The sequence below is a fragment of the Cellulomonas olei genome (assembly GCF_039548315.1).
GTDB lineage: Bacteria > Actinomycetota > Actinomycetes > Actinomycetales > Cellulomonadaceae > Cellulomonas.
The window spans coordinates 1-21,932 of the sequence record NZ_JBCLVN010000013.1 but is presented as its reverse complement, the minus strand read 5'-3'; the positions used below and the strand labels follow the sequence as shown (position 1 = coordinate 21,932).

General features: G+C 74.8%; 19 protein-coding genes. 13 read left to right on the top strand and 6 right to left on the bottom strand.

Going from position 1 to position 21,932, the window contains the following annotated elements; all coding sequences use genetic code 11:
- Positions 1-50 precede the first annotated feature (50 nt).
- The 4 genes from AAHH18_RS06380 (at position 51) to AAHH18_RS06365 (ending at position 4,827) form a co-directional block, all read left to right on the top strand.
- On the top strand, positions 51-1,346 hold the full coding sequence (locus AAHH18_RS06380) for an ABC transporter substrate-binding protein (protein ID WP_343301001.1): 1,296 nt from the start codon (positions 51-53) through the stop codon (positions 1,344-1,346).
- A 161-nt stretch (positions 1,347-1,507) separates the two neighbouring features.
- Positions 1,508-2,458 carry a carbohydrate ABC transporter permease gene (locus AAHH18_RS06375; RefSeq protein ID WP_343301000.1) on the top strand — a complete coding sequence of 317 codons (951 nt, stop codon included), beginning with the start codon at positions 1,508-1,510 and terminating at the stop codon, positions 2,456-2,458.
- A gap of 1 nt (position 2,459) precedes the next feature.
- Positions 2,460-3,446, top strand: coding sequence for a carbohydrate ABC transporter permease (locus AAHH18_RS06370; RefSeq protein WP_343300999.1), 987 nt, complete (start codon positions 2,460-2,462; stop codon positions 3,444-3,446).
- 1 nt (position 3,447) lies between these two features.
- Positions 3,448-4,827 (top strand): glycoside hydrolase family 32 protein, encoded by a 1,380-nt coding sequence (locus AAHH18_RS06365; RefSeq protein WP_343300998.1) that lies wholly within the window; start codon positions 3,448-3,450, stop codon positions 4,825-4,827.
- Here AAHH18_RS06365 and AAHH18_RS06360 read toward each other — a convergent pair.
- Positions 4,766-6,145 carry an MFS transporter gene (locus AAHH18_RS06360; protein WP_343300997.1) on the bottom strand — a complete coding sequence of 460 codons (1,380 nt, stop codon included), beginning with the start codon at positions 6,143-6,145 and terminating at the stop codon, positions 4,766-4,768. The genes AAHH18_RS06365 and AAHH18_RS06360 overlap by 62 nt on opposite strands.
- 22 nt (positions 6,146-6,167) lie before the next feature.
- Between AAHH18_RS06360 and AAHH18_RS06355 the strand changes: the two genes are divergently transcribed.
- Positions 6,168-6,728, top strand: a complete 561-nt coding sequence (locus AAHH18_RS06355) for a TetR/AcrR family transcriptional regulator (protein ID WP_343300996.1) — start codon at positions 6,168-6,170, stop codon at positions 6,726-6,728.
- Between the two features lie 82 nt (positions 6,729-6,810).
- Here AAHH18_RS06355 and AAHH18_RS06350 read toward each other — a convergent pair whose 3' ends face one another.
- The 5 genes from AAHH18_RS06350 to AAHH18_RS06330 form a co-directional block, all read right to left on the bottom strand.
- A complete protein-coding gene (locus AAHH18_RS06350; protein WP_343300995.1) occupies positions 6,811-7,974 on the bottom strand; it encodes a hypothetical protein in 1,164 nt (387 codons plus the stop codon).
- Between the two features lie 74 nt (positions 7,975-8,048).
- Positions 8,049-10,736 carry an alpha/beta hydrolase gene (locus AAHH18_RS06345; RefSeq protein ID WP_343300994.1) on the bottom strand — a complete coding sequence of 896 codons (2,688 nt, stop codon included), beginning with the start codon at positions 10,734-10,736 and terminating at the stop codon, positions 8,049-8,051.
- Positions 10,737-10,932: 196 nt separating this feature from the next.
- Positions 10,933-11,934, bottom strand: a complete 1,002-nt coding sequence (locus tag AAHH18_RS06340) for a LacI family DNA-binding transcriptional regulator (protein WP_343300993.1) — start codon at positions 11,932-11,934, stop codon at positions 10,933-10,935.
- A gap of 93 nt (positions 11,935-12,027) precedes the next feature.
- Positions 12,028-13,095: a methyl-accepting chemotaxis protein gene (locus tag AAHH18_RS06335; RefSeq protein ID WP_343300992.1), complete on the bottom strand. Its 1,068-nt coding sequence runs from the start codon at positions 13,093-13,095 to the stop codon at positions 12,028-12,030.
- Positions 13,096-13,310: 215 nt separating this feature from the next.
- Positions 13,311-14,312 (bottom strand): LacI family DNA-binding transcriptional regulator, encoded by a 1,002-nt coding sequence (locus AAHH18_RS06330; protein ID WP_283318571.1) that lies wholly within the window; start codon positions 14,310-14,312, stop codon positions 13,311-13,313.
- 167 nt (positions 14,313-14,479) lie between these two features.
- On the opposite strand from AAHH18_RS06330, the gene AAHH18_RS06325 reads away from it, so the two are divergent.
- From AAHH18_RS06325 to AAHH18_RS06290, 8 genes are all read left to right on the top strand, one after another.
- The gene (locus AAHH18_RS06325; protein ID WP_343300991.1) at positions 14,480-15,766 is read left to right on the top strand and encodes an ABC transporter substrate-binding protein; all 1,287 of its coding nucleotides are present in this window, start codon (positions 14,480-14,482) and stop codon (positions 15,764-15,766) included.
- Positions 15,767-15,836: 70 nt separating this feature from the next.
- Entirely contained in the window at positions 15,837-16,781 is a 945-nt protein-coding gene (locus tag AAHH18_RS06320) for a carbohydrate ABC transporter permease (RefSeq protein WP_343300990.1), read from the top strand.
- Positions 16,778-17,698: a carbohydrate ABC transporter permease gene (locus AAHH18_RS06315; protein ID WP_283318568.1), complete on the top strand. Its 921-nt coding sequence runs from the start codon at positions 16,778-16,780 to the stop codon at positions 17,696-17,698. Before AAHH18_RS06320 ends, AAHH18_RS06315 begins: the two co-directional genes overlap by 4 nt.
- A gap of 38 nt (positions 17,699-17,736) precedes the next feature.
- A complete protein-coding gene (locus tag AAHH18_RS06310) occupies positions 17,737-18,834 on the top strand; it encodes a glycoside hydrolase family 172 protein (protein WP_343300989.1) in 1,098 nt (365 codons plus the stop codon).
- Positions 18,835-19,239: 405 nt separating this feature from the next.
- Positions 19,240-19,536, top strand: coding sequence for a DUF6412 domain-containing protein (locus AAHH18_RS06305; protein WP_283318564.1), 297 nt, complete (start codon positions 19,240-19,242; stop codon positions 19,534-19,536).
- Between the two features lie 116 nt (positions 19,537-19,652).
- Entirely contained in the window at positions 19,653-20,456 is an 804-nt protein-coding gene (gene yidC / locus AAHH18_RS06300) for a membrane protein insertase YidC (protein WP_343300988.1), read from the top strand.
- Between the two features lie 86 nt (positions 20,457-20,542).
- Positions 20,543-20,824, top strand: coding sequence for a DUF3892 domain-containing protein (locus AAHH18_RS06295; RefSeq protein ID WP_222171018.1), 282 nt, complete (start codon positions 20,543-20,545; stop codon positions 20,822-20,824).
- Positions 20,825-20,861: 37 nt separating this feature from the next.
- A complete protein-coding gene (locus AAHH18_RS06290) occupies positions 20,862-21,785 on the top strand; it encodes a pseudouridine synthase (protein WP_343300987.1) in 924 nt (307 codons plus the stop codon).
- Positions 21,786-21,932: the final 147 nt, after the last annotated feature.

The window sequence follows — 21,932 nt, the reverse complement described above, 5'->3', positions numbered from 1 at the left end:
GTCGCGGCACACCAGATGAACGACCATCCAGTGATCCGGAGGACCATTCCGTGTCTCGTCACACCGTCCGGCGCCTCGCAGCCGCCAGCGTAGCCGCCTGCTCCCTCGTCGCCCTGACCGCCTGCTCCTCCGGGTCGTCCGGCAGCAGCGGCGACGGCCCCACCACGATCGCCCTGTGGACCCACAACGGCGGCAACGACGCCGAGCTCGCCGCGAACCAGCAGATCGTCGACGACTTCAACGCGAGCCAGTCCGACTACCGCGTGGAGCTCGAGGCGTTCCCGCAGGCGTCCTACAACGACGCCGTCGTGGCCGCCGCGTCCGCCCGCAAGCTGCCGTGCGTGCTCGACATCGACGCCCCCAACGTCCCGAACTGGGCGTGGGCCGGCTACATCCAGCCGCTCGGTCTGCCCGACGACGAGTTCGACGGCCAGCTGCCGAGCACGATCGGCGAGGTGGACGGGGACGTGTACGCGTTCGGCCACTACGACGTCGCGCTGGCGTTCTTCACGCGCGCCTCGGCGCTCGAGGCGGTCGGCGCCCGCGTGCCCACCACCGACGACCCGTGGACCCGCGACGAGCTGGAGACCGTGCTCGACGACCTCCAGGCGACGGGGCAGTACGACTACCCCCTGGACCTCGGCACCGGCGGCACCGGCGAGTGGATCACCTACGCCTACTCGCCGTTCCTGCAGTCCGCCGGCGGCGACCTGGTCGACCGGGACGGCTACACGACGGCCGACGGCGTGCTGAACGGCGACGCCGCGCTCGACTGGGCGGGCTGGATGCAGGGCCTCGTCGCGGACGGCCACATCGCCGCGCGCTCCGGCGAGGACGCCACGGCCGACTTCGTCAACGGGAAGTCCGCGATCCTCTACAGCGGCTCGTGGGCGTACGACACGGTCACCGACGCGTTCGGCGACGACGCCGTGGTCATCCCGCCGGTCGACCTCGGCGAGGGCCCCGCCATCGGCGGCGGCTCCTGGCAGTGGGCGATGAGCGCGCAGTGCGAGGACGTCGACGGCGCGCGCGCCTACCTCGAGTTCAGCCACCAGGCCGAGTACGTGCAGGCGCTCGCGGAGGCGACGGGCACCATCCCCGCCACCGACGAGGCGGCCGCGGCGATGACGGACTACGCCGCCGGCGGCGCCAAGGAGGTGTTCCGGACGTTCTCGCAGGACTACGCGGTGGTGCGCCCGGTGACGCCCGCCTACCCGTACATCACGTCGGTGTTCCAGAAGGCGACGCAGGACATCCTGTCCGGCGGCGACCCGGCGACGATCCTCGACAAGGCCGTCTCCGACATCGACAACGACATCGCGCAGAACGGCGACTACGCCTTCTGACGCCCCGCGGCCGGCGTCCGGCGCCCGGCACCCCCGTCGTCCCGGTCCGCCCGGGCGCCGGCCGCACCCCGTCGTCCCGCACCGCCGCTCCCCGCGGACGGCACCCCGACCCCCGCGCCCGGCCTCCGCGCCGTCGCGCCCCCACCCCGAAAGGTCCCGCCATGGCCCTCGCCACCGGAGCCGCGCGCCCGCGACCGCGGTCCGCCGTGCGCCGACCCACCCGCGGCGGCGGCGTGCGCACCGGCCGCGGGCACGAGGCACGCACCGCCGCCTGGATGGTGGCGCCCGCCGCCACCCTGCTGGTGGTGTTCCTCGTCGTGCCCGTGGTGCTCGCGTTCGTCCTCGCGTTCACCAACGCCCGGCTGATCTCCCCGCGGCCGGCCTCGTTCGTCGGGCTGCACAACTTCGCGACGCTGTGGGGCGACCCGGTGTTCTGGGCGTCGCTGCGCAACACCGTGGTGTTCGCCGCCGTGGTGGTGCCGGTGCAGGCCGGCCTCGCGCTGGTGCTCGCGTTGCTGGTCAACGCGAAGGTCCGCGGCACGAACATCTTCCGGACGCTGTACTTCGTGCCGGTCGTGACCTCGATGGTCGTGGTGTCGCTGCTGTGGCGGTTCCTCTACCAGAAGGACGGGCTGCTCAACGCGATGATCGCGGTGGTCCACCCGTCGTACCAGCCGGTCGACTGGCTCAACGACACCCGCACCGCGCTGCCGGCGATCATCCTCATGTCCATCTGGCAGGCCGTCGGCTTCCACATGATCATCTGGCTGTCCGGCCTGCAGACGATCCCGGGCGAGCTCTACGAGGCCGGTGACCTGGACGGCGCCACCGGCTGGAAGCGGTTCCGGTACATCACGTGGCCGTGCCTCGCGGCGACCCGGACGTTCATCCTCATCACCATCACGATCGCCGCGCTGAGCCTGTTCACGCAGATCAACGTCATGACGCAGGGCGGGCCGCTGGACTCCACGACGACCGTCGTCTACATGGCCGTGCGCACCGGCTACCAGCAGCTCGCCACGGGCTACGCCTCGGCGATCTCCCTCGTCTTCTTCGTGCTGGTGCTCGTCGTGTCGGGCGTCCAGCGCTTCCTCACCCGGGACAAGGACTGACATGGCCACCGTCACGCCCCCGCACGCCGCCTCGCCGGTGCCCGGCCCCGCCGCCGGGGACCTGGCGCCCGCCGCGCAGCCCGCCCCGGAGCCGCGCGCCCGCTCCGGCCGGCGGGCGGGCCGCCGCCGCGCCGCCTGGCTCACGCAGACCGGGCGGGTGCTGCTCGGCCTGGTGTTCGTCGGGCCGCTGCTGTTCCTGTTCGTGTCCTCGCTGAAGCCCGACCTGCAGATCTTCGCGGACCTCGGGTCCTGGCGGGCGTTCCTGCCGGTCGGGGACATCTCGCTGGACAACTACACGGCGGTGTTCGACCGGGTGCCGTTCGCCCGCCTGCTGCTCAACTCCATCGGCATCTCCGCGGTGACCGTGGCGCTCGGGCTCGTCATCAACTCGCTCGCGGCCTTCGGGCTCGCCCGGCTGCGGTGGCGCGGCAAGCAGCTCGTGCTCACCGCGATCATCGCGACGCTCATCGTGCCGTTCGAGACGCTGGCCCTGCCGCTCGTGTGGTGGGTGAACAAGCTCCCGAGCCTGCGCCTGGAGGGCTTCCACCTGGAGCTGACGCAGGGCTGGCTCGACACGTACCAGGTGCAGGTGATCCCGTTCCTGGCCAACGCGTTCTCGATCTACCTCTTCTACCAGTACTTCACGTCCATCCCGACGGAGCTCGACGAGGCCGCGCGGATGGACGGCGCCGGGTGGTTCCGCATCTACCGCCGCGTGGTGATGCCGCTGTCCGGCCCGGCGGTCGCGACCGTCGCGATCCTGACGTTCCTGCCCGCCTGGAACTCCTACCTGTGGCCCCTGATGGTCGTGCAGTCCGAGGAGCTGCGTCCCGTGATGATCGGCATCCAGTACTTCTTCCAGCTCAACGTGTCGTGGGGGCAGATCATGGCCTACGCCTCGATGATCACGCTGCCCGTCCTGGCGCTGTTCCTGGCGTTCCAGAAGGCGTTCATCGGGTCCATCGCGTCCTCCGGGGTGAAGGGCTGACATGACGATGCTCCCCGCCGCCGGCGACACGGCCGTCACGGACGCCGAACCGCAGCCGGCACCGACGCCGCACCTGCGGCCCGCCTGGCACTTCACGACCGCCGACCGCTGGCTGAACGACCCGAACGGCCTGGTGCACGCCGACGGCGTCTACCACCTGTTCTTCCAGACCAACCCGCACGGGACGACCTGGGGCGACATCTCCTGGGGCCACGCCACGTCGGCGGACCTCGTGCACTGGACCGAGCACGGCACCGCGATCCCGGCGCAGGACGGCGAGATGGTGTTCTCCGGCTCCGCGGTGGTCGACCACGGGGGCACGGCGGGCTTCGGCGCGGGCGCGCTGGTCGCCGTGTGGACCGCGGCCCGGCCGGGCAACCAGTCGCAGGCGCTGGCGTGGTCGGGGGACGGCGGCCGGACGTTCACCCGGTTCGAGGGCAACCCGGTGCTCGACATCGGGTCGGCCGAGTTCCGCGACCCCTACGTGCTGCGGTACGGCGACAGCTGGGTCATGGCCGTCGTGGAGGCCGACCGGCAGCGCGTCGCGCTCTACACCTCGCCGGACCTGCGCGACTGGGCGCTCGCCTCGCACGTCGGCCCGGTCGGCGCGGTCGGCGGCGTCTGGGAGTGCCCGGCGCTGCTCCAGGTCCCGGTCGAGGGTGGCGCCCCCAGCGAGCGGGCGTGGGTGCTGCTGCTGTCGCTCAACCCGGGCGGCGCCACCGGGGGCTCCGGCATGCAGTACCTGGTGGGCGACTTCGACGGCACGACGTTCACCCCGGCGCCGCTGCGGGACGGTGAGCCGCGCTGGCTCGACCACGGCCACGACTACTACGCCGCGGTGGCGTGGAGCGACGCGCCGGACGGCCGGGCGCTGACGATCGGGTGGGCGTCGTCGTGGCAGTACGCCCGGGAGGTGCCGACGGCGCCGTGGCGCTCCTCGATGTCGCTGGCGCGGGAGCTCGCCCTGGTGCGGGTGGACGGCGAGGCGGTGCTGGTCCAGCGGCCGGTGCTGCCCGCCGACGCACCGCTGCACGCCGTCGGTCCCGCGCCGAGCGCCGTCCCGCTGGAGGGGCCGGCGGTCGTGGAGGTGGTGCTGCCGCGGGGCGGGCGCGTGGCGGTGCGGGACGAGACCGGGGCCGCGGTCCTGACGCTGGCGCTCGACGCCGAGGGGCTCGTCCTGACGCGCCCGGCGCCAGCCGCGGAGCTCGACCCGCACTTCACCGCGCCGGCGGTGGCACCGGTGCCCGGCGACGGCCCGGTCGCGCTGCGCGTGGTGGTGGACGGCAGCGTGGTGGAGGTGTTCACCGCCGACGGGCGGGTCACGTTCTGCGAGCTGGTGCTGCCGGACGGCCCGCTCGCGGAGCTCGTGCTCGACGCCTGACGCCTTGCGCGGAACGGCCCGCCGCCGCGCCCTCGTCTCCCGCCCGCCGGGTGACGAGGGCGGCCCCGGCGACGACGACGGCGGCCGCGAGGAACGTCGGCCGCAGGCCCCACCCGCCGACGAGCGCACCGGCGGCCGCCGAGCCCGCGCCCTGGCCGAGCACCAGCACGACGAACAGCATCGACGTCCCGGAGGGTGCCCGGCCGGGGTCGAGCCGGACGGTCCACGCGATGAGGGCGCCCGTCGCGGCGGTGTAGCCCCAGCCGAAGACCGCGGCGGCGGCGAGGGCCGGGCCGGTGGCGCCCGGCACGAGGGCGAACGCGGCCGTGGCGGCGGCGACCGCGAGCACCGTCACCCCCCACGCGGTGCGCGGTCCGGCGGCCGTGAGCGGGCGGGCGGTCCCGATGACCGCCGCGCCGCCCGCCCCGACGGCGATCCACGCCGCGACCGAGGCGGTGGGTCCCGCGCCGGCCTCGACCAGCAGGGACCGGCCGTACGTCCAGACCGCGGCCGAGCCGGCCCCGAGCAGCAGGGCGGCGACGAGCAGGCGGCGGTGGGCGGCGAACCAGGCGGCGGGCGGCAGGGCGGAGACGAGGCGCCTCGCCGGGGCGGTGCCGCCTGCCGGGCGGGCGTGGGCGCTCGCCGCTTCGTCGCCCGACGTCGCACGGGCGGCGCCCTCGGCGCCCTCGGCGCGCCCGGGGCCGTCCCGGGGCGCGCGGTCGGAGCGCTCGTCCCCGCGGTCGAGCGCGAGCACGAGCGCCCCGGCGGCGGCCGTCACGACGGCGACCACGCCCCACGCCAGCCGCCAGTCCGGCAGCACGACCAGCGCGAGCACGCCCGCTGCCACCAGCCCCGGCCCGGTGCCGGCGTTGACGACGGCCTGCGCGCGGTCGGCGGCGGCCGGGGGGACGTGGCCCGCCACGACCTGCACCAGCGCGGGGGAGGCGAACCCCGCGCCGGCCGAGCTGAGCACCGCCGCCGCCGCGAACCACCCGGCCGTGGGCGCCAGCGCCATCCCCGCGGCCCCCGCGCCGGCGGTCATCGCCGCCGCCGCGACGAGCGCCTGCCGGTGGGAGCCGGCCGCCACGAACCCGGTCACGGCGGCGAGGCAGTACGCGAGCGACGCACCGAGCGCGGCCCGGCCGGCGGCGGCGTCGTCCAGCGTCAGCTCCGCCTGGACGTCGGGCAGCACGAGCCCGTAGGCGAGCCGGGTCAGGCCGTAGGTCGCGGCGATCAGCCCGGTGCCGGCGGCGAGCAGCGCGGCCCGGCGGGCGAGGGGCGGAAGCGGCGGAGGCCGAAACGAAAACGTACGTTTCACTTCTTGAGCATAGGCTGGGGCGGTGCGCGCCACCACCGAAGCCCGGCTGCTCGACGCGGCGGAGGAGCTGTTCTTCTCCCGCGGCATCGCCGCCACGCCCGTCGACGCCGTCCTCGCCCGCGCCGGGGCGTCGGCCGCGACGCTGTATCGCGGCTACCCCACCAAGGAGGCGCTGGTGGCCGCCGCGCTCGACCGCCGGCACCGCGACTGGGTCGCGACGTGGGACGCGTGCGTCGAGCGGCAGCCCGACGACGAGGGCCGGCTGCTCGCGGTGTTCGACGCCCTCGACGCGTTCCGCTCCGGCCCGCGCGGCGCGCGGTGGTGCGCGTTCCTCGGGGCGGCCGCGGAGCACGCCGACGAGTCGGCCGAGGTCGCCGCCGCGGTGCGCACGGACACCGAGACGCTGCGGTCCCGGCTCACCGCGCTCGCGGAGCCGGTCGTCGGCCCGGACGCCGCGGCGCTCGCCGAGGAGCTGCTGCTGGTCGTCTCGGGCGACCTCGCGATGCGCCTGCGGGACCCGGGCCACGGGACCGCGCTCGCCCGCGAGGTCGCCCGGGCCCTGGTCGCGCGCCGCCGCGCCTGACGCCCGCCCGAGCCCGCCCGATCCTGCTCGGTCGCCGTCGAGAGTGCAGCAGGTGCGGGTTTCCGGGCCGCGAACCCCGCACCTACTGCACTCTCGACGGCTTCGGACCGGGCTCGGGGGCGGGACCGGGCTCGGGTGCGGGAACAGGGGCGGGGGCGGGATCGGTCACGGGCTCGGTCACGGCCTCGGCCCGGGCGCGGGCGACCGCCGCGTCGATGCGCGCCTGGACCCGCGCGGCGGAGCGGCGCCGCACGCGACGGAGCGCCACCGGCACGCCGACGAGCAGCAGCAGGAGCGCGAGCTGCGACCACGGCACCGTCCACGCGGTGGCGGTCGCGACGGCCTCGCGCAGCGGCGCGTCGAGCGAGTCCTCGCCCACCGCGCCCGGCAGTGCGGACACCTCGACGCCGGTGCGCAGGGTCGGCCACGCGGGCAGGTCGACCTCGACCCGCGCGGAGTCCCCCGGCAGGAGCTCGCGCTGCGCGGTCTCGCGCGAGGCGGTGCCCAGCCCGAGCAGCCCGGTGGCGGTGGCGGTCGACGTCGCGCCGAGGCGGACGTTGCCGGCGTTCCCGACCGCGTAGGTGACGTGGACGTGCCCGCGGGCGAGCGGGTTCCAGGACGGCACCCACGTCGCCCGCACGTCCCGCACGGCGAGGTCGGCGGCGACGTCGCCGGTGACGCGCAGATGCAGGCGGACGCCGACGCGGGAGGCGACCTCCACCGCGTCGCCGTCCGGGGCGAGCTCCGCGACCACGCCGGCGGGGTGGTCGCCCGGGGTGGCGTCGTCCGGCACCGCGACGTGCACCGGGACGACGACGCTGGACTCGGGCGGCAGCTCCAGGGCGAGCCGCCCGTCGGGGTCGGCCCGGGCCTCGCCGACGGGGCCGAGCGCGACCCACGAGCCGCCGTCCTCGGGCTCGCCGGTGGCGATGTCGAACGCGCCGCCGTCCCCCACCACGCCGTCGCCCGCGTACAGCACGAACGTCGTGGGCTCGGCGCTGAAGTTGCTGAGCAGCACGTGGTCGTCGGCGGCGGAGCCGGGGTCGAGGTCGTGGCGCAGGGAGATGCGGCCGTCGGCACCGTCCGCGTCGGCGGGCGCCAGCGCCCACGTCACGGTCCCGGCGGGAGCGTCGTCGTCGGTGGCGCGGGGTGCCGCGGCGGCCGCGGGCGCGCCCAGGGCCACGGCGGCGGCGGGCAGCAGCACGAGGGCCGCGCGGGTGGTCGTGCGGAGCGGGGAGAAGCGCATGGGTCCTCGTCGGCGGGGGTGGCCGGCCGGGCAACGGGTCCGGCCGGCCACCCCCGCGGGTCAGGTCCCCGGTGTCAGTCCACCGGGAACAGCGAGAGGGTCAGGGTCCCGGCGTACGTGCCCGGGGTGGTGTCGACGGGGAGCTCGAGCACGAGCCCCGCGTCGACGTCGGCCGACCCGAACCGGCCCTGCGCCGTCGCCGAGGCGAGCGTCGCGGGGGTGTCCAGGCCCGGTCCCGAGCCCATCGACGTGGCGACCGCCGCGCCGGCCTGCAGGCCCGCCCGGGCGGTCGACAGCCGCGGCGACCACCCGAGGTGGTCGGCGCCGACGGAGACGGACCCCGACGTGAAGGTGTACGCCTGCCCGGTGACGGCCCAGCCGGAGGCACCGGCCTGGGCGTTGGAGCGGGAGTCGGACACCGTCACCTGCGGCAGGGCGCCCGTGGAGCGGAGCCGGTCGCCGAGGTTCTGGGCCTTGGAGAGCGTCACGGCCCGGCCGTAGTCCGCCACCGACAGCGCGAGCACGCCGTTCTCCGGCTGCGGCACCGTGGCCTCCACCGGGATGCCCTGGGCCGTGTCCGGCTTGAAGATCCGCGGCAGGAAGTCCACGAGGTTCTGCGCCCAGGTGTCGAACCCGTGGGGCCCGACCGTGACGCCGGCGAACTCGTGCTCGATGCCCCGCTGCTCCAGCGTGTCCACCAGGCTCATCGTGAAGCTGTAGGTGAAGTCGCTGACGTCACCGGTGTAGATGCGTGCCAGCTTCGTCCCGGCGTTGATGGCCGCGGCGTCCGTGGTGGGGTAGCTGAACAGGAACCCGGAGAACGCCCCGACGTACGCGAACTCGCCCGGCCGGGTCAGCCAGGTGTTCAGGGTGTTCATCGCGCCCATGGACAGGCCGGCGATCGCCTGCTGCGACGGGTCGCTCGAGATCCGGTACGCGTCCCGCGCGGCGGGCATGAGGTTGTCGAACAGCTCCGCCTGGAAGTCGGAGACGTTGCCGTTCCCCATCACCACGACCATCGGGACGATGTCACCGTTGCGGTAGTGGTTGTCGAGGATCTGCTTGGCGCGGCCGGTCTCCACCCAGTCGCCGTAGCTCTGGCCCGAGCCGTGGTTGAGGTAGAGCACCGGGTAGGGCTCGTCCCGCGTGGCGTCGTAGCCCGGCGGCGTCCAGACGAGCGCCTTGCGCTCCTCGTTCGCCACGGAGCTCTGGTAGCTGAGCGTCGAGATGGTGCCGCCCTCGCCCTCGGGCACGTCGGCGAGCATCTGGTCCGTCTCGCCCGGCACGAACAGCGGGCTCACGCCGGTGAGCGGCGTCGTGGTGTCGGCCGGGTCCTTCTGGTCGACCCCGTCGACGACGTAGCGGTAGTAGTAGTACCCGTCGAGCGGCCCGGCCGACAGGCGCCACCGGTCGCCGACCTTCGTCATCGGCACCCGGAACCACGCGCCGTTCGGCGCCCAGTTGGCCCACACGGTGACGTCCTTGGCGGTCGCCCACTGGGTGCCCGTCTCGAACGTGACGATGCCGTCGGCGTCGACGTGCGGGGTCGTGATCGACCCGGCGGCCGGCGCCGTGTACGGGGCGTCGAGGGTGCGGTGGCCCGGCGTCGCGGCGCCGTCCGACCCGCGGAACGCCCGGGACGCGAAGTCCCGCAGGTCCTCGCGCCACGAGTCCCAGGTGGCCCCGGACTCGGGGTTCACGCCGTCGAACTCGTGGTCGACACCCGCGGCCCGCAGCTTCTGCAGGAGCTGGTAGGTCGGGTTGTAGGCGGGGTCGAGGACGTTGCCCACGTACACCCGCAGCAGGTCCGTCCCGGCGTTGACGGCCGCCGCGGTCGGCTGGTTGATCGACCCGTCGAAGTGGCCGGAGAACGACCCGACCGCCTCGAACGCGCCGGGGTCGGACACGAGCGTGCCGAGCGCCGTCGCGGCGCCCTCGCCGATGCCGGCGACGGCCTGCCCGCTCCCGTCCTGCGCGACGTGGTAGTCCGCGCGGGCCGCGACGGCGAGGTTGTCGACCAGCTCGGCGTGCGGGTCGGCGACGTCGACGTCGCCCATGACGACGACCATCGGCTCGAGCTCGCCCGCCGCGGCGAGGTTGTCGAGCACCTGGCCCGCGCGACCGAGCTCGGACCACTCGGCGGCGCTCTGCCCGTCGTCCGCCAGCAGGTACATCACGGGGTACGGCTCCGCGCGGTCCTCGTCGTAGCCGGGCGGCGTCCACACCAACGCGGAGCGGTCCTGCCCGGTGACGGCGCTCGGGTACGTCATCGTCTCGAGGCTGCCGCCGCCGGCCTGGACGTCCGCCATCCACGCGACGGAGTCGCCGGGCACGAACAGCGTGTTCCACGTCGGCTCCGACGTGACGGCGACCGGGCTGGTGGGCTCCTTGAAGGAGACCTTCGAGCGGTCCGGCATCGTGGCGGTGTACTGGTAGTAGTACAGGCCGGGGGACAGCGGCCCGAGCCGGGCGGCGTAGTTGCTGCCGCTGCCGTCGAGGGCCAGGTTCGACCACGTCCCCGACGGGCCGATGTTGCCCTGCAGCTCCAAGCCGGTGAGCGTGCTGCCCGCGATGCTCTTGGCCGTGGCCTGCGGCACCGTGAACTGGTAGTACCCGTCGGCGAACGAGACCCACGGGTCGGGCGCCGGTCCGGCGTCCGCGGCGGTGGCCGCCGGTGCTGCGACGAGCCCCGCTCCCACGGCCGCCGCGGCGGTCGCGAGGGCGAGCCAGCGTGACGCCGGTGCCCGTCCGTGTCGAGTCATCACCATTGATTTCCTCTTCTCGGTCCACGCGCGGCCCGCGAACGGGTCGCACCCCTGGTCCGCCGCGATTACATCGATGTAACCTCACGCGCCTTACACCGATGTAAAGCAGGAAGCGGACGACGTCCCACGACGATGTAGAACGTTGTCGGGATCTTGGCGCGGCCCCCGGCGCGCCGTCAAGGGTGCGGGTTCCTCAGCCCCGCGGCGTGCTGTCGCGCTCCACGACGCGCAGGTCGGCGTGGTGCAGCACCGGATCCGCCGGCCCCCGCCCGGCGATCCGCTGCGCGAGCAGCGTCACGGCGACGCGGGCGATCTCGGACCGGCCGCCGTCCACGGAGGTCAGCGACGGCGTCGTGTAGCCCGCGTCCTCGGTGTCGTCGAACCCGACGACAGCGACGTCGTCCGGGACCCGGAGACCGCGGACCTGGAGCTCGTGCATGGCGCCGATGGCCAGCGCGTCGTTGAACGCCACGACGCCGTCGGGCCGCACGCCGGTGCCCAGCACCCCGGAGATCGCCACGGCCCCGTTCGGCCGGTGCCAGCCGTCGTCCGTCCACGCCACGAGGCGCGGGTCGACCTCGATGCCCGCCTCCCGCAACGCCTCCACGTACCCCTCGTACCGGAGCGTCGACGTGCCGCGCGCGCCCTCGTGCGGGGCGCCGAGCACGGCGATCCGGCGGCGGCCGTGGCGCAGCAGCAGCTCGGTGGCGGCGCGCGCGCCCTCCCGGTTGCGCATCGTCACGTGGTCCACCGCGGGGGAGAACAGCTGCTCGCCGAGCAGCACCAGGGGGTAGTCGACCTCCACCAGCCCGGTGTCCGCGGGGTCGAGCGCCACGGGGCTGAACAGCAGGCCGTCGACGACGTGCCGGCGGGGGTTGTCGAGCGCGGCGAGCTCGGCCTCGCGGGAGAACCCGGTCGGGTCGATGAGCACGTGCAGCCCGCACGCGCGGGCCGCCGCCAGGATGTCGTCCGCGAGCTGGGCGAAGTACGGCTGCGAGAGCTCCGGCACCGCCAGCGCGATGAGCCCCGTGCGCCCCTTGCGCAGGCTGCGGGCGGTCTCGTTCACCTCGTAGCCCAGCTCGGCGATGGCCTCCTCGACACGGCGCCGGGTGGTCTCCCGCACGTAGGGGAAGTCGTTGACGACGTTCGAGACCGTCTTGACCGAGACCCCGGCGCGGCGCGCGACGTCGCTCATCCTCACCACCGCGGGCCCCCTCTCCTCCACCGGGCGCGTGCCGGCACCTGCCGCGAGCCTAGGCGGCGCGCCGGTCGTGCCCGGCGCGCGCGCTCAGGCCTGGAACAGCTCCTCGAGCCGCGTCGCCCGCCCGGAGACGAAGTCCGCCGAGGACCGCAGCCCGTCGACCGCGCGCGCCGTGGCCGCGGCGGCCTCCGCGACGCTGCCGACGTCCCGGCTCATGCCGTCGGCGACCGCCGACTGCTCCTGCACGGCGGCCGCGATGCCGGCCTGCCGCTCCCGGACGTCCTCGATCTGCGTGACGATCTCGCCGATGGCCTGGGTGGCGTGCGCGGTGGTCTCGGTGATGGCGTCGACCATGCCCGTGATCTCGTCGGTCGCCTCGTGCGTGCGGTCGGCGAGCGACTTCACCTCGCCGGCCACCACCGCGAAGCCCCGGCCCGACTCGCCGGCCCGGGCCGCCTCGATGGTCGCGTTGAGCGCCAGCAGGTGCGTCTGCTCGGCGATGGACATGATGAGGCGGCTGACGGTGCCGATGCGCTCGACGACCTCGGTGAGCGCCGCCAGGCGGTCGCTCGCGGTGGACGCCGACTCGACCGCCCGGGCCGTCCCGGCGGACGCGGCCGTGGAGCCCGACGCGATCTCGTGGATGCTGGCCGACATCTGCTCGGACGCGGCGGCCACCGACGCGGCACGGCCGGACACCCCGTCGGCGTCGTCGGCCAGCCGCTGGGCGAGCGCGGTGAGCGTCGACGCCGACCCGGTGAGCTCGTCGGCGACCTCCACGGTGGTGCGCCGCTGCACGTGCTGGTCGGTGACGTCGTCCCACACGCCGACGAAGCCCTCCGGCAGCCGGTCGAGGACGACGCGGAGCTCCACCGACCCCGACCCGACCGGCACCGAGGTGATGGTGGTGACGGGGAACTGCCGGCAGTCCCGGATGGTCTCGGCGAGCCGGACGCGCAGCGCCTCCATGACGTGCTTCCCGTGCTGGGCGACGATCCGCTGCGCGAGCACGTCGCCGGCGCGGTTGCGCTGGACGATGGTGCCGCTGTCGTCCGCGACGATCAGCGGGGCCGGCAGCGCGTCGAGCACCGCCTGGGCCCCGATGCGGGCGACGAGGGGGGCGACGCCGTCGGCGGCGGCCTGACGACGGAACACGCGCATGACCTTCTCCTCTGCGAGCGGGATGCCTGGTGCATCGACCGCCGCCGGGGCCTGCTGACGGGTTCGGCCTGGTCGGCGACCGGATCGGGACCTCGGTCCTGCTGCACCCGGGTGGCGGGCACCCGCGTCCGGGTGGCGGCTCCGGGCGGGCGGGTGAACGGCGGACCGTCCGGGGGCGCCGCGGCGGAGGACCTCCGTGCCGGCGCGCGTCAGGGCGCGGGGATCTCCCCGGAGCCCCGGGGGATCAGCGTCGTGCGCAGCCGCACGCCCTCGAGCACGGCGTCCGGCCGGGCGAGCTGGTCCAGCAGCAGCCGCGCGGCGCTGCGGCCGACGGCCACCGGGTCCTGCGCGACCACGGTCAGCCCCGGCTCGACGAGGTCGGCGAGCTCGACGTCGTCGAACCCGACCAGGGCGACGCGGTGCTGGACGCCGGCGCGGTGCAGGGCGCGGACGGCGCCGATCGTGGTGCCGTCGCGGCCCGTGACCACCGCGGTCGGGGGGTCGGGCAGGGCGAGCAGCTCCAGCACCGTGGCGGACGCGGCCTCGGGGGTCTCGACGTCGGTGCGCACGAGGGCCGGGTCGGCGGGGATCCCGTGCTCCCGCAGCCCGTCGAGGAACCCGGCGTGCCGCTCGCGCATGGTGGCGGAGCGCAGGTCGGTGACGTACGCGATGCGCCGGTGGCCGTGGGCGACGAGGTGGGACACGGCCTGGTGCGTGCCGCCGCGGCCGTCGGACAGCACGGCGGGCGCGGCGATGCCGTCCGCGGGCCGGTCGACCAGCACGACGGGGATGCCCTGGCGGCGCGCGACGGCGAGGTACGACTGGTCGCCGGGCGGCGGGGCGACCACCAGGCCGTCGACCTGCCGGGACCGGAGCTCCTGCACCAGGTCCGCCATCCGCTGGGGGTCCTCGTCGGTGCTGGCGGCGAGCACCAGCGACCCGCGCTCCCGCACGGCGTCCTCGATCTCGCGGTGGAGCTGGGCCTGGAACGGGTTGGCGACGTTCTCGATGACCAGCCCGACGGTCCACGTGGGGCCGCCGCGGCGCCGGAGGGTGGAGGCGGCGTGGTTGCGGGTGTAGCCCAGGGCGGCGACGGCCTGCTGGACGCGGGCCGCGGCGTCGGCGCCGACGTTGCCGGTGCCGTTCACGACGCGCGAGGCCGTCATGGGGCTCACGCCGGCCAGGCGCGCCACGTCCTTGATCGTCGTCACCGCTGCTCCCTCGCTGGTCGGAGGTCACGTTACCAAACCGCAACGTGCCGCGGGCGACGTTCCTGCTAGACGCCCCGCAGGTCGCGAGGTAGCGTTACCACCGCTGCAACCCGGGTCACGGCGGGCGGTGGCACGGCACACAGTCAGCGACGACGTGGGAGGAAGCTGTGACACGAACGAGGCTCCGGGTGGCCGGCGCGGCCGTGGCGGTCCTGGCAGGTGGCGCGCTCGCCGCCTGCGGCGGGGGATCGGGCGGCGACGACTCGACCTTCACGATCCTGCAGTACGAGACGACGTCCACCGCGCAGTACAAGGGGTGGCAGCTCGCGCTCGAGATGTTCCAGGAGGCGCACCCCGACGTCGACGTCGAGCTCGCGTCCACGAGCTTCGACTCCATCCGCTCCAACGCGAAGATCCTGCTCACCGGGGACGACGTGCCCGACGTGATGCAGTTCAACACCGGCAACGCCGACGGCGGCCAGCTCGCCGCGCAGGGCCTGCTCGACCCGCTCACCGACGTGGTCGAGGAGAACGGCTGGGACGACACCATCACGGGCTCGGTCGCGGCGCTCGCGAAGTACGACGAGAACGGCCACGCCGGCTCCGGCGACTGGTACGGCGTCCCGAACATCGCGTCGTTCTTCACCTTCTACTACAACGCGGACCTGCTGGCGGAGCACGGCTTCGACGCCCCGCCGCAGACGATGGCCGAGCTCGAGGACATGTTCGACGCGTTCCTCGCGGACGGCGTCACGCCCGTCTCCAGCAACGCCGGCGAGCACGCCGTGCTCCAGACCTGGTGGCAGCTCGTCTCGGGCGACGCCGACCGGCAGGAGATCGACGACTTCATCTTCCTGCAGGGCGAGCCCGACGTGACGTCCGGGGCGTTCGCGTCCGGCACCGAGCGGCTCCAGGAGTGGATCGAGAAGGGCTACCTCGGCACGCAGCTCGCCGGGATCAAGGCCGACGAGATGGAGCGGGCGTTCATCGCCGGGGAGTTCCCCTTCATGGCCAACGGCACCTGGTCGTTCTCCCGGGTCGCCGAGGAGGCCGACTTCGAGTGGGGCACGTTCACGTTCCCGGGGGCGGCGCTCAACGCCGGCGCGTCCGGCCACCTGTGGGGCGTCCCGGCGAGCTCCCAGCACAAGGACCTCGCGTACGACTGGATCGCCACGACCCTGTCCCCCGAGGTGCAGAACGAGATCGCCGCGCAGGGCGGCATCCCCGTCGCCGGTGACACCGCCGCGATCGAGGACCCGCGCATGCGGGACATGAACGAGCAGTTCGACGCCATCAAGGCCGCCGACGCCCTGTCGTTCTACCCGGACTACCCGGTGCCCGGCCTGCTCGACTTCCAGATGAGCGGGCTGCAGGGCATGACGAACGGGTCGACGGACGCCGCGGGCTTCCTGGCCGGGCTCCAGGACTTCTACGACTCCGGCAAGGACTCCTGACCCGCCCGCGCCACGCGCACGGCCCGGGCCGGCACGACGCCGGCCCGGGCCCCCACTCCGGGAGACACGCATGACAGCCACCACCCCGCCGCGCGCGCGGCCCCGCCCCGCACCGGTCCACCGGCCGCGGCGACCCGTCAGCTACTGGGCCTACCTGCTGCCGATGGGCGTCGGGTTCGGCCTGGTCGTCCTCGTCCCGTTCGCCGTGAACGTCTGGTACAGCCTCTTCAGCTGGAAGGGCGGCGCCGCCCCGCGCACCTGGGTCGGGTTCGAGAACTACCGCGAGCTCATGCAGGACGACGTGTTCTGGCGCTCGTTCGGCAACACGCTCTACCTCATCGGCGCTGTCGCCGTGGTGCCCACCGTGATCGGCCTCGTGCTCGCGGCGCTGCTGTTCGACCACATCGGGCGCAGCTTCGGGGCCCGGGCGGCGTCGGTGCTGCGGGCGGCGTACTACCTGCCGCAGATCCTGCCCATCGCCGTGGCAGGCGTGCTCTGGAGCTGGATCCTCGAGACCCGCGACGGCGCCCTCAACTCGGTGCTGCGCTCGCTCGGCGTCACGACGCTCCCCGACTGGCTCGGCGACCCCGGCATCGCGCTCTGGTCGATCATGCTCATGCTGGTCTGGCTGCAGATCGGCTACCCGGTCGTGGTGCTCATGTCGGCGCTCCAGCGGGTCGATCCGGAGCTGTACGAGGCGGCGGAGCTCGACGGCGCCGGCTGGTGGCGCCGGTTCCGCGCGATCACCGTGCCGCACATCCGCACCGACATCTACGTGGTGGTGCTCACCGCCACGATCGGCGCGATGAAGCTGTTCGCCCCCGTGCTCATCCTCACCAGGGGCGGTCCGGAGAGCTCGACCTACGTGCCGTCGTTCTTCTCCTACCGGAACTTCTTCGAGCTGTCCCGCGTCGGCTATGGCGCCGCGTCCGCCACGGTGCTCGCCGTGGTGATCGGCCTCGTCGCCGGGGGCCTCATCTTCTGGCAGGCGCGATCCGTGGAGGCCGACCGATGACGACGACCACCGCCGCCGCCCCGGTGCGCCGGCCCGACCCCGCCCGGCGCCGGGACGGGCGCCGCCGCCGGTCCCGCGACCGCCGCCTGTCCGTCGCCCTGCTCGGGCAGCGCTGGCTGGTGCTGCTGCTCGCCGTGGTCGTCGGCGTGGGGATGCTGCTGCCGTTCTACCTGCTGGTCACGAACGCGTTCAAGACCGGCGCGGACTACTCGCGCCGCGGCCCGCTCGCGCTGCCGCAGGAGTGGACCCTGTCGGCGTTCGAGCGCTACCTGTCGAGCGTCGACTACCCGCAGCTGCTCGCGAACTCCGTGCTCATCGCGGGCGTCGTCGCGGTCGGCGGGGTCGTCCTCGCCATGCTCAGCGCGTACGCCCTCGGCATCGGGCGGGTGCGCGGCCGCACGTGGGTGGTGTTCGTGCTGCTGCTCGCGACGATCCTGCCGCAGGAGGCCCTGATCTACCCGCTCTTCTCCGGCGCGCAGGCGGTCGGGCTGCAGAACTCGGTCTGGTCGGTCGTCATCATCTTCGTGGTGCTGCAGGCCGCCTTCGGCACCTACCTGCTGAGCTCGGTGCTCGGGACGTTCCCGCACGAGATGCTCGAGGCCGCCCGCGTCGACGGCGCCAACCGCTGGGTGCTGCTGACCCGCATCGTCACGCCGATCATGCGCCCGACCATGTCGGTGCTGCTGGTGTTCTTCTTCGTCTGGACGTGGAACGAGTTCTTCATCCCGATGATCATGCTCATCACGCCGAAGGCGCAGACCATCCCGATCGCGCTGGCGGCCCTCAAGGGCCAGAACACCCTCGACGTCACCCAGCTCGCCGCGGCGTCCCTGCTGTCGCTGCTGCCGACGCTCGTCTTCTTCGTCCTGTTCCAGCGGACCCTCACCCGCGGCGTCACCGCCGGGGCCGTGAAGTGACCGCGCCCGTCCCGTCCCCGACCCCCAGGAGCTCCGCCGTGCCCCTCGCCACGCCCGCCTACGCCGTCCTCGACGGGACCCGGACCCGGTCGCTGAGCGCCGAGAACCCCACCGGTGCCCCGGGCGCCGGCGGCTCGGCCGCCTCCGCGCTCGGGCCGGGTCGCAAGGGCCGGCCGTGCGTGCCGGTGCCGGCCGGCGAGGCGCTGACCATCGCGGACATCGAGGGGCCCGGCGTCATCCGGCACCTGTGGTTCACGCTGCCACGCGACACCGAGGCGGGGCCGTACGTGCTGCGGGACCTCGTGCTCCGCATGACGTGGGACGACGCGGAGGAGCCGGCCGTCGAGGTGCCGTTCGGGGACTTCTTCTGCAGCGGGTTCGCCACGGCGTCCGTCATGACGTCCGAGGCCGTGGTCGTCGCACCGAACGGCGGGTTCAACTGCTACCTGCCGATGCCGTTCCGGCGGCGGGCGCGCATCGAGCTCGTCAACCAGCACGCCGGGGACATCCCGTACGTGTTCTACGAGATCTCGTACTCGCTGGACGACGACCTGGGCGACGACGTCGGCTACCTGCACGCCGCCTGGCGGCGCTCCGACCCCGCCGCGCCGCGCGGCACCGACCACGTCGTGCTCGACGGGGTGACCGGCCGCGGGGCGTACGTCGGCACCTACATCGGCGTCACCGCCCTCGAGCGGTTCTGGTGGGGCGAGGGCGAGATGAAGTTCTTCGTCGACGACGACACCGACCTGCCGACCATCTGCGGCACCGGCGTCGAGGACTACGTCGGCGGCGCGTGGGCGTTCCAGGACCACCTCGGCGCGGTCCCCGTGCCCCGCGCGCAGACGTTCAGCTCGGCGTACCTCGGCTACCACCAGCGGATCGTCGAGGACGGCACCGCGCACTCGCCGTACGACACGACGATGCCGCCGAGCCACGGCATGTACCGCTGGCACCTGCCCGACCCGATCCGGTTCGCCACCGGGCTGCGCGTCACGCTCCAGCAGATCGGCGACCGCGGCGGACGCCTGTTCGAGCGGGCGGACGACGTCTGCACGACGGCGTACTGGTACCAGGACACGCCGGGCGGCGCCCGCGAGCCGCTGCCGCCCGCCCCGCTGCGCGAGCCGCGCTGAGGCCCGGCGGTCACCGACCCGCGCCGGACGCGGCGCGGCGCGTGCCCGGGGTCCCCCGTGACGGACCCCGGGCACGCGTGTGTACGATGACGGACGCAAGGCCCTATGTGACCTTCGTGGCCACCCACGGGGTCTTGCACCTCGCGGACCCCCGGCCCCGGCCGGGGGTTCTTGCGTGTCAGCCCAGCCAGACCACCCCGTGGGCGTCGGTGCAGGGGAGCCAGTGGCTGCGTGTGGTCATGTAGGCGCGGATGGCGTCGGGCACGACGGTGGTCCTCGTCCCCCAGACCTCCGGATGTGCGGAGCGGTGACGCTGGTAGGCGCCGTAGGCGATGAGGTCGCATGTGCTTCGGGCGACCGGTACTACCCTGGCCGCACCAGCACCTCCGGACGAGAGGAACCCCGGTGGGAGACGCCCTGCCCGTCGTCGAGCTGCTGCGCGACGCCGTGGTGTCGCTGGCGCTCCTCCTCGGGGCGGGCACGCTGACGAGCACGTTGGTGCTCGCCGGTGCCACCACCCTCGCGGTCGCGGTCGCGACGGCGCTGCTGGCCCGCGGGCTGCGCGGCCTGGTGCTCGACGTCGCCGCGGTCCCCGCCGGGCACGTCCGCGCGACGGCCGACGCCGGGCCCTCCACGGCGCAGAGCGACCCCGACGCCCCGGGGCGGCCCCGTCCCCGGGCACCCGGCCTGCTCCTCGGCTGACCCACCCGTCCCGAGGCCCTCTCCACCCGACACCGCGCAGCGCGCGGTGACCGGTCGCCCGCGCGCACGGGTCGGTCGGCGGACGCGTACCCGCCCGTCACGACCGAGGACCCACCATGGACCTGCTCTCCCTGCCCCCCGTCGCCGCCGTGCTCGACGCGGCCTACCGCGCCCTCATGGGCCTGACCCACCTGCTCGAACCCCTCGCCGGCAGCGGTGCCGCGGCCGCCGCCGTCGTGCTCGTGACCCTGCTCGTGCGCGCCGCGCTCGTCCCCGTCGGCGTCTCGCAGGCGCGCGCGGAGCTGACCCGGGCCCGTCTCGCGCCCCGGCTCGCGGAGCTCCGGCGGCGGCACCGCCACCAGCCCGAGAAGCTCCAGGCCGCGACGCTGCAGCTCTACGCCGACGAGGGCACGACGCCGTTCGCCGGGTGCCTGCCGGTGCTCCTCCAGGCGCCGGTGGTCGGCGTGATCTACGCGGTGTTCGTCCACCCGCGGCTCGCCGGGCACCCGAACGCCCTGCTGGGCGAGACGCTGGCCGGCGTGCCGCTCGGGTCGAGCCTCGTGGGCGTCCTGGGCGGTGGTGGCGCGTCGGCGGCGACCCTGCTCGTCCTCGGCGCCGTCGTCGCGGCCGTCGCGGCGGTGGGTGAGCTCAGCCGGCGGGCGGCGCGACCCGGGGGGCCGCTGGCGCCGCCGGCACCCGAGACCGGGGCGGGCACGCCCGCGGGACCGCTCGCCGGACCCGGCGCGCAGCGGCTTCTCGGGATGCTCCCGCTGACGACGGCCGTGGTCGCGTGCGTGGTGCCGCTCGCGGCCGGCCTGTACCTGCTCGTGACGGTCGCGTGGACGTACGTCCAGCGCCGCGTGCTGCGCCGCCGGTACCCGCTGCCGCCGGCACCGCCCGCGCGCCCGGCCACGGACTGAAGTCCCTTCCGGGTGCCGTGCGGGCGGCGGGACGCTGGGCCAGGGCGCAGCGTCGCGCCCCAGCCGGTGGTCGAGGAGAACGCGCCATGAGCATCCGCATCACCCACATCCGCCTGTCCGACGGGGTCCGGGACCACGAGCACATCACCGATGTGCAGTGGACCAGCCTGGAGGACAACGACCACGGCGTGAGCCCCCGCGCCGCCGTGGTGAAGTGGATCGACACCGAGGGCGGCCACGCCTACGTCGGGCAGGGCCCGTCCTCGGTGCGCGTCACGACGGTGCACCCGGCCTTCGGGGCCGCGCACCTGCGGACGTGGGCGGACGGCGCGTGGACGGACAACCTGCTGGAGCTCCAGGAGTTCTGAGCGTCCGGCGCGGCGGGCGGCCTCGTACCATCACCGGGTGCCGCCCCGCTCGCCCCTGCCCCCGCGCCACGGCCTGGGGGCGGCGTGGGTCCGCACCCCGGACCGCGCGCGCGACCGGGTGGACCCGTGGCCGACGATGGGCGCCTGGCTGCGCGACCGCCTGCCCGAGCACGTCGACGTGCCCGGGATGCTGGCCTCGGGGGCGTTCGTCGGCGAGGACGGCCGGCCCGTGCGCTCGGACGACCCGTACGCGCCGCACCGGTTCGTGTGGTTCCACCGGGAGCTGCGGGACGAGCCGCCGGTTCCGGGCGCCGTCCACGTCGTGCACCGGGACGAGCGCCTGGTGGTGGTCGACAAGCCCCCGTTCCTGTCCTCGATCCCCCGGGGCCGGCACGTGCGCGAGAGCGTGGTGGTGCGGCTGCGCGAGGAGCTCGGCCTGCCGGAGCTGTCGCCGCTGCACCGGCTGGACCGCGTGACGTCCGGCCTGCTGCTGCTCAGCACCGAGCGGCGGTGGCGCGGCGCCTACCAGACGCTGTTCGAGCACCGCGCCGTCGCCAAGACCTACCGCGCCCTGGCGCCGCTGCGGCCGGACCTCGCGCTGCCCGTCGTGGTGCGCGACCACCTGCGCAAGGAGCGCGGCCGGTGGCAGGCGGAGGTGGTGCCCGGCGCGCCGCCGAACGCCGAGACCCTGGTCGAGCTCGAGTCCGAGGTGGACGGGCGGGGCGTCTACCGGCTGACGCCGCGCACCGGCCGGACGCACCAGCTCCGGGTGCACCTGCTGGGGCTCGGCATCCCGATCGTCGGCGACCCGCTGTACCCCGAGGTGCTGGACGTGCCGGTCGACGACTTCTCCCGGCCGCTCCAGCTGCTCGCGGCGGAGGTGGCGTTCACCGACCCGGTGGACGGGTCGGCGCGCCGGTTCGCGTGCGTGCGCCGGCTGCCGCTGGCCGCGGAGGGCTGACGGGGCCGGGCCCTACCGGCGGGGGGTCACGCGCGCGGGCACCGGCGCGCGTCGTGCCGCGACCCGGCGGCCCGTGACGGCCGCGGCGCCGGCCACGAGCGCCAGCACGGCCAGCGCGAGCAGGCCGCCCGCGTCGTCGGCGCCGGT

Excerpts from the sequence above, each read along its gene's own strand:
- AAHH18_RS06370 (WP_343300999.1), top strand. The coding sequence starts at position 2,460 with ATGGCCACCGTCACGCCCCCGCACGCCGCCTCGCCGGTGCCCGGCCCC.
- AAHH18_RS06375 (WP_343301000.1), top strand. The coding sequence starts at position 1,508 with ATGGCCCTCGCCACCGGAGCCGCGCGCCCGCGACCGCGGTCCGCCGTG.
- AAHH18_RS06340 (WP_343300993.1), bottom strand. The coding sequence starts at position 11,934 with ATGAGCGACGTCGCGCGCCGCGCCGGGGTCTCGGTCAAGACGGTCTCG.
- AAHH18_RS06320 (WP_343300990.1), top strand. The coding sequence starts at position 15,837 with ATGACAGCCACCACCCCGCCGCGCGCGCGGCCCCGCCCCGCACCGGTC.
- yidC (WP_343300988.1), top strand. The coding sequence starts at position 19,653 with ATGGACCTGCTCTCCCTGCCCCCCGTCGCCGCCGTGCTCGACGCGGCC.
- AAHH18_RS06345 (WP_343300994.1), bottom strand. The coding sequence starts at position 10,736 with ATGACTCGACACGGACGGGCACCGGCGTCACGCTGGCTCGCCCTCGCG.
- AAHH18_RS06365 (WP_343300998.1), top strand. The coding sequence starts at position 3,448 with ATGACGATGCTCCCCGCCGCCGGCGACACGGCCGTCACGGACGCCGAA.
- AAHH18_RS06295 (WP_222171018.1), top strand. The coding sequence starts at position 20,543 with ATGAGCATCCGCATCACCCACATCCGCCTGTCCGACGGGGTCCGGGAC.
- AAHH18_RS06350 (WP_343300995.1), bottom strand. The coding sequence starts at position 7,974 with ATGCGCTTCTCCCCGCTCCGCACGACCACCCGCGCGGCCCTCGTGCTG.
- AAHH18_RS06315 (WP_283318568.1), top strand. The coding sequence starts at position 16,778 with ATGACGACGACCACCGCCGCCGCCCCGGTGCGCCGGCCCGACCCCGCC.